Source organism: Parapedobacter pyrenivorans, assembly GCF_014636865.1.
Lineage (GTDB): Bacteria > Bacteroidota > Bacteroidia > Sphingobacteriales > Sphingobacteriaceae > Parapedobacter > Parapedobacter pyrenivorans.
In genome coordinates, this window is sequence record NZ_BMER01000001.1 from 2,704,580 (window position 1) to 2,721,212 (window position 16,633).

Consider the following 16,633-nt stretch of genomic DNA (forward strand, 5'->3'; position numbering starts at 1 on the left):
ACGGGTTATGATCTTTCAGAAATCAATGCGATACGGGTACTTGCTTACCGGGATTTTGTCGGGGACGCTCATGGTTGGATATGCACAGGAGGAAGCGCAGAAAGACGGACGGCCTGCTACGATTGATTCCATTGATGTGGTACGCGATTACCGGCCGATATTGGCAGATGCCGTGAAGATACGGCAGAGCCCGGATATGACCAATAAAAGACAATATCAACCCGAATTGACGTATAATATCCTCGATAAGAAGCTGGATATCAATACAGGTACGAAGCGATTGACAATTCAGGAAATGCCCTTCTCACGAACCCAAACGCTAACCAATAACTATGCGAAGATTGGAGCGGGTAATCTGGGCACGCTGCTGGGCGAGGTTTACTTGAGCTCTGACTATTGGGTGGATACCCGGTTGGGCGGGTATGTGAAGCACCTGAACCAGCAGGGGACGATTGAGGAACAGAAGTTTTCTTCGCAACAAATCGGCGTATTTGGACGAACAGTGCTTGGGCCGGTTACTTTGGATGGTGAAGTGGGTTTCAACCGTTACGGCACCCGGTTTTATGGTACGGTAGCAGACCTCGACGGCGCATCGCTGAATGCCAGCCCGGCCAAACAGGCATTCAATGATATCTATTTTACCGGAGAGCTGACGAGCAACTATGACGAGGGGGCTTCGGATGCGTTCAGCTACTCACTTAAAGCCGATGCCTATAGCTATAGCAATGCCTACGATACGAAGGAAAGTTCTTTTGCATTGGCCGGCTATATCAACAAGCAGATTAACGTATTTAATGTGGGCGCCAATATCTCCGGTGACTTTACATCAGTGAAAGATGCCGCTTACAGCCTTGGAAATCATATCGGCCGGATTAATCCCTATATACGGTTTCAGGGGCCTAATTACAATATCACACTAGGTGCCAATTTCGTAGCGGAGTTCGGCGACTCCTCACGGACCAATATTTTTCCGTCCGCAGAAGTTGATTTCGCGCTGATTCCGCAGTTTGCCCATATTTTTGGGGGGATCAATGGTGACGTAAACAGGACATCTGTTAAGGAACTGACCAAAGAAAATCCTTGGCTAGCAGCATTGGGGACGGATAATTACATCCGGAATTCCGTGGATCGCATGTACGTGTTCGGCGGTATCAAGGGGAATGCTGGGGCTACCTTCGGCTATAAAGTGAAGGCGTTCTATAGGCGGATTGAGAGTATGCCGTTTTATGCCATCGCTCCAGGTACGCCCTATGCGTTCAATCTTATTTATGAAGACGGGGATAATGCAAGCACGATCGTGGGATTGGAGGGCGAGCTGAATGTCCGCATTTCGGAGGTGGTGACAGTGGGCGGTAGGTTGAACTTCAATGAGTTCGATCTTCAGCAGCAAGAGGAGGCTTGGTATATGCCCAAAATGCGGCTCGCGGCCAATGCACGTTTCAATATCAGCGACAAGCTGTATGTGGATGGTGAACTTCTTTTCCAAGGACAGACCTATGGATTGGTTAACGATGCCGGCGTGGGCCTTGGCGACTACGCCATCACCGAGATAGGCGATGCGGGGGCGCGTAAGGTGACAATACCCTCGTTTGCCGATTTGAGTGCGGGAGCCGAATACCGTGCAACTGATCGTATCGGAATCTATGTAAGATTGAATAATATGTTGGGTAATGATTACGAGCGTTACTTGTTTTACCCCAGGTTGGGCTTGAATGTCATCGGCGGCATTAATTTTTCATTTTGACAATTTGCTTGTCAGGTGAGTGCGGGCGTGTAAGTGAATAGTTAAGCAAGTAAGGATATGAATTTGGGTTTGTGTATAGCGAATTTGTTGAGGCGATACCCAGCTGTGGAGGTGCCAGGGATCGGTGTGTTTAGGAAAACGTACGTTTCCGCATTCTATGATGAAGCGCGATCTGCTTTTCTTCCGCCAGCAAACCGCATCGAATTGACGGAAGAGCATACCGATGTATTTCCGATAACCGGATACCTGCAAGCGCAACAACAAGTTGATGGGGCTACGGCTTCGCGTATTTTGGACGGGGCAGTAAAGGAAGTCATGGAGGCCATTAGCCGCAATGGTCAAGCGTTATTGGACGGCCTTGGTTATTTGTTTCCCGATGGCGCGTCGTTTATATTTGAACCGTTGAAAAACGATGATTTCCATTGGAAACCGATAAGCGCAGGGCCACCTGCCACAGGCGAGAAGGTCGCAATTGGGGAAGTGGAGACCCCATTAATTGAAGGCGGAGAACCTGAATCGGCAGTATCCACTGAAGAATACTCCGGTAGGGGTCGTACGACGCGGTGGATGATCGCTGCTGTATTGTTGGTGCTATTGGTTGGTGTCGCCGCAATTTGGTATTTCCAGCCCGCCTTGTTCGATCGCACGGCGATAGCCGGATTTTTCGGACGGGCGGAGGTGCAACACCGTCAGTCAGCTAATCAAGAACCACCCGTAGCGGAAATTCCGTTGGTTGAAAGTAAGGCCGATTCGGTTGCCAAAGATACGGTCCAAGCAACGGCTTCGGCAATCGATAGTATCCCTGTTGAGCGTATACCGGACGCAAAAATTGTGACGGAAAAGCCGTCCGTAACTTATGAGATTATCGTAGGGTCATTTGCCACTATGGCACAGGCAAGGAAATTTGTAGCTGATATGAAAGCGAAAGGGTACGATCTCCAAGCCATTGATAGCAAGATGCCGGGTAACCGGAAGAAGATAAGCTGGGGATCATATGCTACCGAAGAAGAAGCCTACCGGGAGCTGGCAAGGGTGCAGAAGAATTTCGAGCCCGGTGCATGGATTGCTAAAGTTGCACACGATTAGGAACACGCAGATTACAAAACAACAGAAGGAAATTATATCATTATTTTATGTCACTATTACAACAAGACACCATTTACCCGCTTGACACGTTAGCGGGAGCAGCGCAGCAAACAGTAGAACTCGCCAATGAAAAAATAAGCCTGATCGGCTTGCTCTTCAAAGCGGGATGGATCATGATCCCTTTGGCATTATTACTCTTTGCCACGTTGGTGATATTCATAGAACGTTACCTCACGATAAAGAAAGCTTCAAAATACGATCCAAGCCTGATGTCGCACGTGAAGCAAAGCGTGCTTTCGGGTAGGTTGGATGGTGCGTTGTCAGTTTGTCGGGCAAGTAATAGTCCGTTGGGAAGGATGCTCGAAAAAGGACTGGTGCGTATAGGACGGCCCATTAAGGATATTGAGGGAGCGATAGAGAACATCGGTAAGCTAGAAGTTGCCCGATTGGAGAAGAATCTTAACATACTCAGCATCATCGCTGCTGTTGCGCCTATGTTAGGTTTCGTTGGAACGATTTTCGGTGTTATTATCATCTTCAGGGATGTAGAGGCCGCAGGTGGTATTGATATCGCGAGCGTGTCGGGTGGGTTGTATGTGAAGATGATTGCTTCGGCCGCAGGATTGACGATTGGTATCTTGGCATTTGCCGGATACCATTGGTTGAATACCATGCTTGAGCGATTGATTCTCCGGATAGAAACGGATGCCATTGAATTTGTTGACTTATTGGATGAACCGGGTTCATAAACTTTTTGGGCATGAATTTAAGAGCGAAACGAAATAAATCAGAGGTTAGGGTCTTTACGGATTCCCTGAATGATATCATGTTTTTCCTGATGTTGTTTTTCCTGCTGGCGTCCGCGGTTGCTAATCCCCAGGTGGTAAAATTATTGCTGCCGCGCTCCAGCGCCGGAGAGCAGTCTGTTGCCAAAAAGACACTTACCGTATCCGTAACCCAGGATCTGAAATATTACCTGGATAAGGAGGAAGTACCGTACGATAACCTGTTGAATGCGATCCAGGCCTATGTGCAGCCGGGAGAGGATCTTACCGTGATGCTCTACGCCGACAGTACGGTGCCTATCCAAAATGTAATTTCAGTAATGGATGTTGCCAACAAGCTGAAAATACGGCTGGTGTTGGCTACGGAGCCATTGCGCGAATGAGTTTTTGACTTATGGAATTCCAGTAAGAAAAGCATCCTAATAAGAGAACGTAAAAGGTGTTGAAATACGATGGGTTATTATCATTTACAAGAAGACAACAACTATCCTAAAGCACTGTGGATATCAAGTGCAGTGATGGGGGTATTGTTGATTCTTAGCTTTATTATCATGATCGGATCGGCTTTCCCGGATATCGGAACCGGGGGCATCATTGTCAACTATGGTACGTCCGAAGTCGGGATGGGCGACGATTACATGACAGTCGACGAGGCATCTATGGATCCGAATGCGAATAACGTGAGGCCAGATAAGATTGACCCGGAGCAGGAAACCCAAGCCACGCCTTCGCAGCAGGTTACGGAGCGCAGTGTTGCTACGCAGGATATGGAAGATGCGCCTGCTGTAGTCGCCAATGAGCCAAAAAAGGCCAATGCGGAAGAGGCCACGGTGGAAAAGAAGGACAGTAAACCTGCAGTCAATCCGAATGCCCTTTATACCGGAAAGCGTAACAACGCTACAGGCAGGGGAGACGGCACCGGAGCAACCGGCGGCAATCAAGGCAGCAACCAGGGCGATCCACTTTCTCCGGATTATGGCGAGGGCGGTTCGGGAGACGGCGATATGGGCCTTTCCATCCAAAATCGTGGCTGGGCGGTGCCACCTGATATTGAAGATAACGGCCAGCAGGCCGGTGTGGTGATGGTGGAGGTCCGCGTGGCTCGCGATGGCCGGATCACGTTTGCCCGTGTAAGCCTAAGAGGAACAACATTGACCGATAAATCGTTATGGGATAAATGCGAACGTGCAGTAAGGGGGGCGAGGTTTAACGAGATCGAACGGGCGCCGCGAGAGCAACGTGGATTAATCCCGTTTAGATTCAAATTAAAATAACGACATCCGTTTGTTTAATCCGCATGAACTACGAGGAAGCAGTTGATTACCTCTACGCGCGGTTGCCGATGTTTACACGCGATGGTGCATCGGCATTCAAAAAAGACCTCACGAATACTTATCGGCTTTGTGAGGCAATTGGCAATCCCCAAAATCGGTTCAAGTGTATTCATATAGCCGGCACGAATGGTAAGGGATCCACATCACATATGCTCGCTGCCAGCTTGCAGGCGGCGGGTTATAAAACCGGTTTATATACCTCACCCCATCTATTGGATTTCCGCGAACGGATCCGGATAAACGGTTCCATGATTCCTCGGGATGCGGTCGCCGATTTCGTCAGTGCTAATCAATCCCTGATAGAGATCATCCAGCCTTCGTTTTTCGAGGTAACGGTAGCCATGGCATTTAGCTATTTCGCCGAAGAGCAGGTGGATATCGTTGTGGTCGAGACCGGCCTAGGTGGTAGGCTCGACTCTACCAATATCGTTATGCCGTTGCTCTCCGTGATCACGAATATTGGCTACGACCACACCCATATGCTAGGCAATACACTGCAAGAGATCGCCATGGAAAAAGCAGGTATTATCAAACCAGGTGTACCTGTAGTGGTGGGAGAATGGCAACAGGATGTGGCTGATATCTTTAAGCGTTTCGCTGTCGAGAATGGGAGCTCACTTGTATTTGCATCCGACCAGTGGCAGATAGACGCCATTGGGAAGGATTCAGGCTTGTTACACCTGAAAACCTTGCATCGGTATTCGGACGATGAGCGGACCTATGCATTGGATCTTACAGGGAGCTATCAAGCCAAGAACCTTCCGGGAGTCCTTTGCGCGGTAGATGAATTAAGAAAGCAGGGCTTTTCCATTTCGGATACCACTGTGCAATATGCATTGAAACACGTACAGCGCCTTACGGGGTTGATGGGGCGGTGGCAGACCCTCTCAACAGACCCATTGATTATTTGCGATACGGGGCATAATATAGATGGCTGGCGGGAAGTATTGGCTAACATCGCTGCTATCGCCTATCACGAACTTCACATCGTAATTGGCGTAATGCGTGATAAGGATCTGGAACAGATGCTTCCGTTGTTACCTCGGGATACCCACTATTATTTCTGCCAAGTGGATATGCCAAGGGCACTGCCAGCGGCTGAACTACACGAGATTGCGACACATTTCGGATTACAAGGAGAGGTGTTTGATCGTGTTAGCGATGCGGTCATGGCTGCGCGGGAAAGCGCACTTTCGTCAGACCTTATTTTTATCGGTGGTAGTACATTTATTGTAGCGGACGCCCTGCTGGCCATGGGGTTTAGTGCTTGAAACAGGGTAATCAAGCGGTCAACTCTCCCCGGATATTCTGTTCAGCCCAATAAGCGACATCGCTTTGTTGTTCGAATTCTCCTTGCAGGTACATCAGTTTGGTCACCGCAGCTTCGAAGGTCATGTCATATCCGCTGATTACACCCATTTCCTTTAAATATTTACTGGTTTCATAGCGGCCCAATTCTACTGTTCCGACCTTGCATTGAGAGATGTTAAGGATGTTTTTTCCATTCGCTATGGCACCATCGATCAGGTCGAGAAACCATTGAGCGGTTGTGGTGTTGCCTGATCCGAAAGTTTCCATGATGACTGACCGGGCAGGCGATTCCAATACCGCACGTACAATCTCAGAACTGATGCCCGGGTATAACTTCAGCACGGATACCGAATTATCCAATTCGGTGTGCAAGATAAATTCCTTGCCGCTGTTGTCGAGCAAGGCCCCGCGGTTGTATTTGAGGTGAACACCTGCTTCGACCAACACGGGGTAATTGGGAGACCGGAAGGCCTCAAATTTCGCAGAGTTATATTTGAATGAACGGTTACCGCGGAAAAGCTTATTATCGAAGAAGATGCATACTTCGTGGATGAGTGACCTGTCCTTTTTTTTGGCAGACGCTAGTTCCAGTGCTGTAATCAGGTTTTCTCTCGCATCTGTCCGTATTTCACCGATCGGTAACTGGGAGCCGGAGAGGATGACCGGCTTCTGCAATCCCTCAAGCATAAAACTTAAAGCGGAAGCCGAAAACGCCATCGTGTCCGAGCCATGGAGGATGACAAACCCATCATAGGCATCATAATTTTCTTTAATGAGGCTGGCCATTTCCACCCATATAGCAGGCTGCATATTCGACGAGTCGATTATGGGGGTAAACGAGTGCACCGTGAGGTTATAGTTGAGCCGCGCCAATTCCGGGATATTTTTGGCGATGAGCTCAAAATCAAATGGCATGAATGTGCCGTTTTGGTCGTCTTTGACCATCCCGATCGTTCCTCCCGTATAAATTACGAAAACATTGTTCATCCAATTAACGTTATGGTTGCTGCGTTTGGCGCAGGCTCAAATCCCGAATACTCGTTTTGCATTTTCCGTGGTTGTCGCTGCTACGGTTGCTAGGGTAACTCCGTGCAAATCTGCAATTTTTTGTGCAATATGCAATAGGTAACTGCTTTCATTCTTTTTTCCCCGATAGGGTACTGGTGCAAGGTATGGGGCATCTGTTTCCAATACGATATGACGGAGGTCTAGGTTAGCAACCACCGCATCCAACCCTGCGTTTTTGTAGGTAACAACACCACCTATCCCAAGGTGTAGGCCCAAATCAATGGTGCGTTGTGCCTGTTGGCTATTTCCGGTGAAGCAATGCAGGACGCCCCTCAAGCGACCATCTTGTACCTCATCAAGCAATTGGAAGAGCTCGTCAAAAGCATCTCGACAATGAATGGAAACCGGTAGACCTAGGTCCTTCGCCCAGCGGGTCTGAATGCGGAACGCTTCCTGCTGCAACGGTAACGTAGTTTTTTCCCAATGAAGGTCAATGCCAATTTCGCCGATTCCGTAAATTTTATTGTCGGCGATTATTTGTTCGATGGTGGCTAGCTCATCAAGGTAGTCGGTTTTTACGCTACAGGGATGCAAGCCCATCATCGCGTAGCAACTGCCTGGGTAGGCTGCTGCTGTGCCCAGTACCTTTGGGATGGATTCGCTATCCACATTCGGCAATAAGAAATGTCTCACATCATTGTCAAAGCACCGCTGCATCTGGATGGCCAAATCGGGCGTGCCGTACAGGTAATAAAGATGTGTATGGGTATCGGTAAGCGTCATTGCAAATCTTGGGGTGCGTTACAAACTTAGCCAACTTACCTGTTAAAAGCAAGACGTCAAAAGCTATATAACAAGAACGCCTTCCGTTGGGAAGGCGTCCGTTTATCTTATTTTCCAGTGCTATCCTGCGCCGTGGTATCAGGAGCGACAGGCTTTATGATATCGATCAGTTCGATATCGAATACCAACGGGGCAAACGGAGGTATTACACCGCGGCCGTCGCCACGCTCACCGTATCCCAGTTCAGACGGGATAATGAGTTTCGCCTTGCTTCCTTTAGGCAACAGCAACAGGCCTTCGTCCCATCCAGGAATAACCTGGCGTACACCGATGGCAAATTTAGCCGGTTCGTAAGGACGCATGGCATTATAGGTGCCGCTTTTTTCGGCTACCTCTTTAATGGAAGTATCGAATACATCCCCAGTGGAGACCAGCGCGCCGGTATAGTTTACCTTTACGGTATCGCCAGCAGCAGGCTTTTCACCTGTGCCTTCTTCGGTGATGATGTATTGCAGGCCGGAAGCCGTTTTTTGAGGTTCTAGGTTGTTTGTTTTGATGTAGTTATTAATTTTGCTTTCTTCCGAAGTTTTCAATTTTTCGATTTCAGCATCAAAATAAGTATTCACTTCGGCATACAGCGCACTGTCCGTCAGGTCGCCTTTTTTGAAATGCTTGTTTACCTTCACGTTAAACGTTACGTATTTATCGGCAAAATCCGGCTTGGGTTGCATGGTCTTGGCTGCCATGGTATCTAAGTCGAGCTGAAATACAGCACTGTCACCTTCGCCAAGCATCCTGAACATGGAATTATAATCGCCAGGATAAAGGCCTGGTAGGGTGTCTGCAGCGATGTTGATGATCTGCGGTAGCCCAATCTTGTAGGTGCTGGATAGCAGCGAGTCCCTGTCGGTCGTGACCGTCAGGTTCACCGAAAGCAGGTCGCCCGTCTGTGCTTTGGGTTGGCCGTTATCCTTCACAATTTTGTATTGCAGGCCGCCTTCACCCTTCTCGAATTGCTTACAGGCACTGCCCAATACTGCTATTGCGAGCCCTAAACTAAAAACTGATTTCTTCATGTTTTGTAAGAGATTAATTATTTTATTAAAAGCGCTTTATATTCCGGTAATAATGATTTGAATTGTTGAACGACATTTGATAATGATTCATTTGAATTCCCGCCTGCGGCATTTCGGTGACCCCCGCCATTGAAATGTTTTTTACATACTTCGTTGCAAGGAAAGTCGCCCACAGACCGTAGTGAAAGTTTAACCTGCTCCGTACGATCGATGATCAATGCGGCAAGCTTCATGCCATTGATTGCCAAGGCATAATTCACCAGCCCTTCGGTGTCACCGGTGGTGATTTGGAAGCGGTTGAGATCTTGACGGGAAATGCTAAAGAAAGCGGTATGGTATTCGTGCAATACCTCCAGCCGGTTTAATAAACAGAAGCCCAGGAATTTCAGTCGATTCTCGGTGTAGCTGTTATACACGTGTTCATGGATTTCCCAGTTCTTGGCCCCTAAGTTGACCAGGTCTGCCGTGATGAGGTGTACCAACGGGGTGGTCGTCTGGAACCGGAATGAACCGGTATCTGTCATGAGCCCCGTATACAGGCAGGTGGCTATTTCCGGTGTAATGGCTTGGTGATCGTCCATGACATTGACGATAAAGTCATAAACCAGCTGCGCAGATGCGGCTGCTTGGCTATCCCAATGCCGGTAGTCATCAAATCCCTCAGGATCCAGATGATGATCGATCATGATTTTGATAGCGGCGGCATTCTTCACCGACTCTTCCATCGCATGGATGCGAGGCAGTCCATTGAAATCAAGGCAGAAGATGAAATCTGCCGAAGCGATTAATAGGTCATTACCTGTTTTGTTTTGCGTATATATCGCTACGTCTTTACGGCCAGGCATCCAGTCAAGAAAGGTCGGGAAATCCGACGGTACGATAACCTGGACGGTGTGGCCTTTGGCTTGGAGCCAGTGGTATATTGCCAATGACGACCCCAATGCATCTCCATCGGGTTTATGGTGCGTAGTGACAACGATATGCTTCGGTTTGGTCAGTTCCTCCTTAAGCGCTTCCAGTGTAAACATTCAACTGCTAAAAGGTTGCAAACCTACTATAAAAAATCCGATTAAGGAATTTTTGAATTGTTAAAAAAAAAAATGGCTATAATTGGAGATGATTAACATCAATCGGTTTTTATTAGCGGTGTGCCTGTTGACGGCATTCACCCACCATGCGTGGGCTCAGGGCCAGCAGGACACATTACGAGTATTGGCAATAGGCAACAGTTTTTCGCAGGATGCTGTTGAGCAATATTTACATGAACTGGCAGCAGCTGCAGGTAAACACATGGTGATCGGAAACATGTATATCGGTGGGGCACCGCTGTCGCTGCACTGGGAGAATGCCCAGGGCGACAAGGCTGCATACAGCTATCGGAAAATCGATGCAGCGGGAGCAAATACGACCCGCGAACATGTCAGCATCCTTACCGCATTAGCGGACGAACGCTGGGATTACATATCACTCCAGCAGGCTAGTCCATTGTCCGGTCAGTTTGATAGTTATCGCTTGCCGCTTAACTCATTGTACCATTATATCGATAGTGCGACAGCCGGTAGCAGCAGATTTATTTGGCACCAGACCTGGGCATATGCGGCTAACTCAACACATGACGGTTTTGCAAATTATGATAACGACCAACAGACGATGTACAAAGCCATCATGAAGGCTTCTGCGCAAGCACAGCAGCTGGTTCCCATCGATTTGTTGATCCCCTGTGGTACGGCCATCCAGAATGCGCGGACGAGTTTTATCGGTGATAGCCTTACGCGCGATGGATACCACCTCGATCTGCACATCGGGCGGTTTATCGCGGCATGTACCTGGTTCGAATCCCTGTTTGGCAAACAAGCACCCGTAGGTCATTACCGCCCGGATCAAGTGTCTGAGGCGCAGGCCGCGATTGCTCGGCAGGCCGCCCACGCGGCGGTCCGGCAACCCTTTTCAGTGACGGAAATCAAATCGCAACCCAATGTCCTCATTATCCTTTCCGACGACCACGCTTTTCAGGCGATTAGTGCGTATGGACATGGCTCGGTCCAAACACCTAATATCGACCGGATAGCAAGAGAAGGTGCGCGGTTTGTGGGAGCCTATGTAACGAATTCGATCTGCGGACCAAGCCGCGCGACATTGCTTACGGGAAAATACAGCCATAAAAATGGATTCAAGGACAACGAAACGTCCACGTTCGATCATGGACAGGATCTGTTTGTAAAACGGCTACAGGGCGTAGGCTATCAAACCGCATGGATCGGGAAACAGCATCTGGGCAATAACCCGCAAGGTTTCGACTATTACAGTATTCTCCCCGGGCAGGGTAGTTATTACAATCCCGATTTTATCAACCAAGATGGTAAAAAGGAGCATGTGGAAGGATATGTGACGGACATTATTACGGATAAAGCCGAAACATGGCTCGAAGGAAGAGATCATAACAGACCATTTTGCTTAGTCATCGGTCACAAAGCGACCCACCGAACGTGGTTACCGGATACAGTCGACTTTGGCCGATACGAGCAAATGGATTTTCCGCTGCCCAAAACTTTTTATGACGATTATACAGGACGCCAGGCTGCGGCCCTGCAGGAAATGAGTATAGCCAAGGATATGCGGATGGGCTATGACCTGAAGATGCAGACGATTGGTGAAGCCGATCGTGAAGCAGCTGTGAAACGGATGAATGACGCACAACGTCAGAAGTTTGACGCGTATTACCAACCGATATTCGCCGACTTCAAATCGCGCAACCTTTCGGGAAGGGCGCTGGCCGAATGGAAGTACCAGCATTATATGCGGGACTACCTCAGTACGGCAGCTTCCATGGACCGTAGTATCGGACGGGTATTGGACTATCTTGACACCCACGGGCTCACGGAAAACACGTTGGTCATTTACCTTTCAGACCAAGGGTTCTACCTGGGAGAACACGGGTGGTTTGATAAGCGGTTTATGTATGAGGAATCTTTTCGTACGCCGATGGTGGCGCGGATGCCCGGTGTAATTGCACCGGGTTCTGAGATCGGTCATTTCGTGGTAAATACTGACATTGCACCAACGGTGCTGGATCTTGCCGGTGCAGCTATTCCGGCAGACATGCAGGGGATGTCTATGCTGCCGCTATTCAAGCGGCCAGAAGCCGCCATACGCGATGCCGTGTATTATCATTATTATGAAAATGGCGAGCATGCGGTCTCCCCGCATTTCGGTGTACGGACGGCGCGCTATAAGCTCATCCGATTTTACAAACGGGTGGACGCTTGGGAGCTTTTCGATCTCAAGGAAGATCCGAATGAAATGGACAACCTGTATGGCAAAACAGGATACAAAGCGATAACCACCGAAATGAAAAAACTGTTGACGGAGCAGATCAAAAAGTTCGATGACCAAGAAGCCGCGGCGCTTTTGATGTAATAAACAAAAATTTATTTTGTCCTACATAATCACAAAAAATATCACATTTTTGCAATCATCACCAACAGGTTACTACAATAGGATTAGATGGCAAGCAAGAATTTAAGTAGGGACATCGAGAAAATAGCACCCTCTACCATGGCGGACGTGGTGGAACTGCGTTTAAGGGAATATCTGAAAAGAAAGGCTTTCAAGCCGGGCGACGCCCTGCCAAAAGAATTGGAGCTGGCGGAAGCATTGGACGTGAGTCGCAATGTGCTGCGTGAGGCACTCAGCCGTTTGCGTATGTTGGGGATGATTGAATCGAGGAAGAAGCGAGGGATGATATTAGCGGAGCCGGACATCCTCGGCGGGTTCGAACGGGTAATGGATCCACTGATATTGGATGTGAAGACGCTTCAGGATCTGTTTGAGCTGCGTCTTGTGCTCGAAATGGGTTTGGCCGACATCTTATTTGCTCGGATGACCGATAAGGACTTGAAAGAATTGGAGCAGATCGTTAACAAAGAGGTGAATAAAGTACAGAAGCCCTTCAAGGTAAAACATGAAATCGCGTTCCATGGCAAGCTCTACCAAATGACCGGTAACGATACGTTCAGGCGGTTCCAGAATATGCTGCTGCCCGTATTTGAATATGTGGTCAGTGAGGAAGCAAAAATCAATGGCCAGGCAAAGGTAGGTAAGGTGACCCATCGGGATTTGCTTGATTTGCTTAAAAAAGGCAATCCTGACGATTTCCGGCAAGGCATGAAGGAACATTTGAGCCCGCATTTTGAACGCATACGGAAATAGGTGATCCCAAGTAACAAAACCAGCTAAACAAGAGAAATAGGAAAAAATATTTGGAAGTGTGGATTTAATATTTTTCTTTTGTTGATATGTTCTACATAAGGACGATATCACCAACTATTAAATTTGTACTGAATTATGAGGTTAGCTTTATTGATTCTTATTCTCCCTTGTTGGATATTCTTTCCGATCCAAGGGGTCAATGCACAAAACAGATCGGTTTCCGGAACGGTCACTTCTTCGGCTGGAGAGCCCGTGCAGGGAGTTACGGTCTCCCTGAGGGGGGCAACCGCTAAGGCCACGACGGATGACGCCGGTAGTTATCGGATCGATTTACCTGTTGCTGGTCAGTCACTTACTTTTTCGGCAGTAGGTTTCGAAACACAGGAATTAGCCATTCCGACGTCAAACGTGCTTAACGTCGTACTTGACGAGGCACAGACTAACTTGGATGAAGTCGTTGTCGTGGGATACGGCACGCAGTCCCGCCGCACGGTCACCTCGGCCATTACGAAAGTAGGGGGCGAGGTATTGCAGGATATTCCAATCAGTACCGTGGGCGAGGGATTGAAAGGCAAGGTAGCCGGTGCACGGGTTTATTCATCAAACAATACGCCAGGAGCAGACGCGGTCTTCCGGATCCGTGGCGGCTCATCCATCAACAAGTCCAATGATCCGTTGGTACTGGTGGATGGTGTGGAACGGGCATTTTCGGGAATCAATCCCAATGACGTGGAGTCCATTGAGGTACTTAAAGACGCCGCATCCACAGCGATATACGGCTCGCGTGCATCCAATGGTGTGGTACTTATTACCACGAAGAAGGGATCCGCAGCCAGCTCACCTCGCATTACCTTTGATGTGGACCTAGCTCATCAATCGCCTGAGACGCTGATTGATTTTATGGATGCCCGAGACTATATCAATACCGTAAGACCCGCCGTGGCATTGAGCCCGAATGCGCAATATAACAGTGCCTCCGGCTATTCCGCAAGTTCAGGAAATGACGAAAATTCCCTTTATTCTACGCGGTATCTGCGTGACGGAGAATCCGTTCCGGCAGGTTATGGATCGATGCCCGATCCGCTTGATCCGAGCAGAACGCTGATTTACCAAGACAACGATTACCAGTCGCTGATGTATCGGAACGTGTTATGGCAGAACTATTATCTTGGCGTAGATGGAGGTAATGAGTTTATTCGCTATGCTGCCAGTGGCGGGTTTACCGACGACGGCGGCGTGGCGCTCGGTACTGGCTATTCACGCTACAGCGGACGGGCAAAAGCCGATGTAAAGATTTCGGAGCGGCTCTCATTAAACACAGCTTTTGATTTTTCCAGCACACGCTCCAGCGAATTCGAGAACCAGATGAACGTCATCGCACGTGGACTGGCTACGCCGGCAACGCAAAAAGTATATTATGCGGATGGTCGGCCTACCCCGGGTTACAATGCATCGTCTCCCAATCCCGTATGGTGGGATTATACCCGTGATATCGCAAATAAGGATAAGAGGCTTTCTTTAATCGGTGGGTTGGATTACCGGATACTGGATCAGCTGAAAGCCAATGTCCAGATTTCGAACTATAATCACGTAACCCAATATGATTATTTTGAAAAAGCACACGAATTCAGTGGGTTACGAACGACCAAAGCTAGCTTCGGCGAGCTTGACCGGACGAAGCTGGACGCGTATCTTTCATACGATCAAAGTTTTGGTAGTGCTCATTCGGTATCCGGAATGGCAGGCTACTCCTATCAAGTGACAGACAATAAGGCGTTTTCGGCGAGCGCAACAGGGGCTAGCTCCGACAAGGTGCCCACCCTGACCGCGGGGCCCAACAAAACCGGGGCCGACAGCAAGTTTGAAAAAGAAGTCTTGATCGGTTATTTTGGCCGATTATCGTATGACTATCAGAAAAAATACCTGTTGATGGCAACTTTCCGTTACGATGGCTCATCCCTATTTGCTGAAGAAAACCGCTGGGGTTTCTTTCCCGGTATCTCCGGCGGTTGGGTAGTCTCCGAAGAAAACTTTATGCGTAACAGTGCCGTCGTCAATTACCTTAAAGTACGGGCGAGCTATGGACAGACCGGTAACAATTCGATTGGGTTATATGACGCATTGGGTAGGTATGCCACTGATGCCAGGTACAACAGCAATGCTGGAATCGTTCCAGCAACTATGCCCAATAGGGATCTTACCTGGGAAACATCGACGCAGCTGGATGCTGGATTTGATTTTAGTATTGTCAACAACCGGATTTCTGTCAGCGCTGATTATTTCAATAAAATTACCGAAGATTTACTGTTCAGTATGGAATTGCCAAATACCACCGGATTCAGCAATGTGCAGACTAATATCGGTAAGGTTAAATTCCATGGATACGATCTGGAACTTTCTTCCCGAAACATCACCGGCGGTGACTTTTCATGGGATTCCAAGTTGACTTGGAGTTTTGTCAAAAATAAGGTGCTCGAACTGCCTGACAATGGCAGGGACCGCAATCGCATAGGCGGCATAACCTTGGCAGACGGTACTGCTTTTGGAGGGACCGCCGAAGGGGAGCCGTTATACCGGTATTATGGTTATACGGTAGATCACATTCTTCAAAATGCAGAACAGGCTGCCAATGCCCGGTACGATGAAAGCGCTAGGGGGTGGGATCCAGCAGACGGGCAAAGCATCCGCGGGCGCAAGGTCGCGGGGGATTATGAGTGGATGGACCGAGATGGCGACGGACGGGTTACAAGCCGTGACCAGTTTGAACTCGGAGTAACCGTTCCGCACACGACCGGTGGATTAAACAACGCGTTTTCGTACAAGAATTTCAGCCTGAATATCTTCGTTGACTGGGCACTGGGTCATTCCATTAATCACAATGCGTATATGCGGTATTTCATGAATACGTTTGCTAACAACTACACATTGGTGGATGAAGTGAAAAAAGCATGGACCGGCGAGGGCGATGATACGAAGTATGCTAGGTTTACGGCCAACGATCCAGATGTAGGCAACTCCAATTTTTCCAGAACCTCGGATGTGTTTAACTATAAAGGCGACTATCTGTGTATACGGGAAGTTACACTCCAATACCGCGTACCTGAAAAGTTCATCGGCAGACTGGGCTTAAAGGATTTGGCGCTGACGGTTTCGGGGAATAACCTGCACTATTTTTCTGCCGTGCAAGGGATGGGGATTTCGCCGGAAGTAGGGGCTTCCACTACCTATAATGCCTCTTATTATAACTACCCTCCGATTCGCAGATTTTCTTTCGGAGCCAAAATCACGTTATAAAGC

The 16,633-nt window shown here is 48.6% G+C and carries 13 protein-coding genes; 9 read left to right on the forward strand and 4 right to left on the reverse strand.

Going from position 1 to position 16,633, the window contains the following annotated elements:
• The first annotated feature begins 7 nt into the window (after positions 1-7).
• From IEV98_RS10610 to IEV98_RS10635, 6 genes are all read left to right on the forward strand, one after another.
• On the forward strand, positions 8-1,744 hold the full coding sequence (locus IEV98_RS10610) for a hypothetical protein (protein WP_188505811.1): 1,737 nt from the start codon (positions 8-10) through the stop codon (positions 1,742-1,744).
• Between the two features lie 57 nt (positions 1,745-1,801).
• On the forward strand, positions 1,802-2,830 hold the full coding sequence (locus tag IEV98_RS10615; RefSeq protein ID WP_229738670.1) for an SPOR domain-containing protein: 1,029 nt from the start codon (positions 1,802-1,804) through the stop codon (positions 2,828-2,830).
• Positions 2,831-2,877: 47 nt separating this feature from the next.
• Positions 2,878-3,579, forward strand: coding sequence for a MotA/TolQ/ExbB proton channel family protein (locus tag IEV98_RS10620; protein ID WP_188505813.1), 702 nt, complete (start codon positions 2,878-2,880; stop codon positions 3,577-3,579).
• Between the two features lie 11 nt (positions 3,580-3,590).
• On the forward strand, positions 3,591-3,998 hold the full coding sequence (locus IEV98_RS10625) for an ExbD/TolR family protein (protein WP_188505814.1): 408 nt from the start codon (positions 3,591-3,593) through the stop codon (positions 3,996-3,998).
• Positions 3,999-4,067: 69 nt separating this feature from the next.
• Positions 4,068-4,889 carry an energy transducer TonB gene (locus tag IEV98_RS10630; protein WP_188505815.1) on the forward strand — a complete coding sequence of 274 codons (822 nt, stop codon included), beginning with the start codon at positions 4,068-4,070 and terminating at the stop codon, positions 4,887-4,889.
• 23 nt (positions 4,890-4,912) lie between these two features.
• A complete protein-coding gene (locus IEV98_RS10635) occupies positions 4,913-6,220 on the forward strand; it encodes a bifunctional folylpolyglutamate synthase/dihydrofolate synthase (RefSeq protein WP_188505816.1) in 1,308 nt (435 codons plus the stop codon).
• 10 nt (positions 6,221-6,230) lie between these two features.
• Here the strand turns inward: IEV98_RS10635 and IEV98_RS10640 are convergent, their stop codons facing one another.
• The 4 genes from IEV98_RS10640 to IEV98_RS10655 all read right to left on the reverse strand — a co-directional run bounded on the left by IEV98_RS10640 (position 6,231) and on the right by IEV98_RS10655 (position 10,155).
• Complete coding sequence (locus tag IEV98_RS10640) at positions 6,231-7,247, reverse strand: asparaginase (RefSeq protein ID WP_188505817.1); 1,017 nt, start codon at positions 7,245-7,247, stop codon at positions 6,231-6,233.
• A 36-nt stretch (positions 7,248-7,283) separates the two neighbouring features.
• On the reverse strand, positions 7,284-8,051 hold the full coding sequence (locus tag IEV98_RS10645) for a TatD family hydrolase (RefSeq protein ID WP_188505818.1): 768 nt from the start codon (positions 8,049-8,051) through the stop codon (positions 7,284-7,286).
• Between the two features lie 107 nt (positions 8,052-8,158).
• Positions 8,159-9,127: an FKBP-type peptidyl-prolyl cis-trans isomerase gene (locus IEV98_RS10650; RefSeq protein ID WP_188505819.1), complete on the reverse strand. Its 969-nt coding sequence runs from the start codon at positions 9,125-9,127 to the stop codon at positions 8,159-8,161.
• 17 nt (positions 9,128-9,144) lie between these two features.
• Positions 9,145-10,155 (reverse strand): DHH family phosphoesterase, encoded by a 1,011-nt coding sequence (locus IEV98_RS10655; protein WP_188505820.1) that lies wholly within the window; start codon positions 10,153-10,155, stop codon positions 9,145-9,147.
• A gap of 88 nt (positions 10,156-10,243) precedes the next feature.
• On the opposite strand from IEV98_RS10655, the gene IEV98_RS10660 reads away from it, so the two are divergent.
• The 3 genes from IEV98_RS10660 to IEV98_RS10670 all read left to right on the forward strand — a co-directional run bounded on the left by IEV98_RS10660 (position 10,244) and on the right by IEV98_RS10670 (position 16,630).
• Positions 10,244-12,544, forward strand: coding sequence for a DUF4886 domain-containing protein (locus IEV98_RS10660; protein WP_229738671.1), 2,301 nt, complete (start codon positions 10,244-10,246; stop codon positions 12,542-12,544).
• Between the two features lie 87 nt (positions 12,545-12,631).
• Positions 12,632-13,336 (forward strand): FadR/GntR family transcriptional regulator, encoded by a 705-nt coding sequence (locus IEV98_RS10665; protein ID WP_188505821.1) that lies wholly within the window; start codon positions 12,632-12,634, stop codon positions 13,334-13,336.
• A gap of 135 nt (positions 13,337-13,471) precedes the next feature.
• Positions 13,472-16,630: a SusC/RagA family TonB-linked outer membrane protein gene (locus tag IEV98_RS10670; protein ID WP_188505822.1), complete on the forward strand. Its 3,159-nt coding sequence runs from the start codon at positions 13,472-13,474 to the stop codon at positions 16,628-16,630.
• Positions 16,631-16,633: the final 3 nt, after the last annotated feature.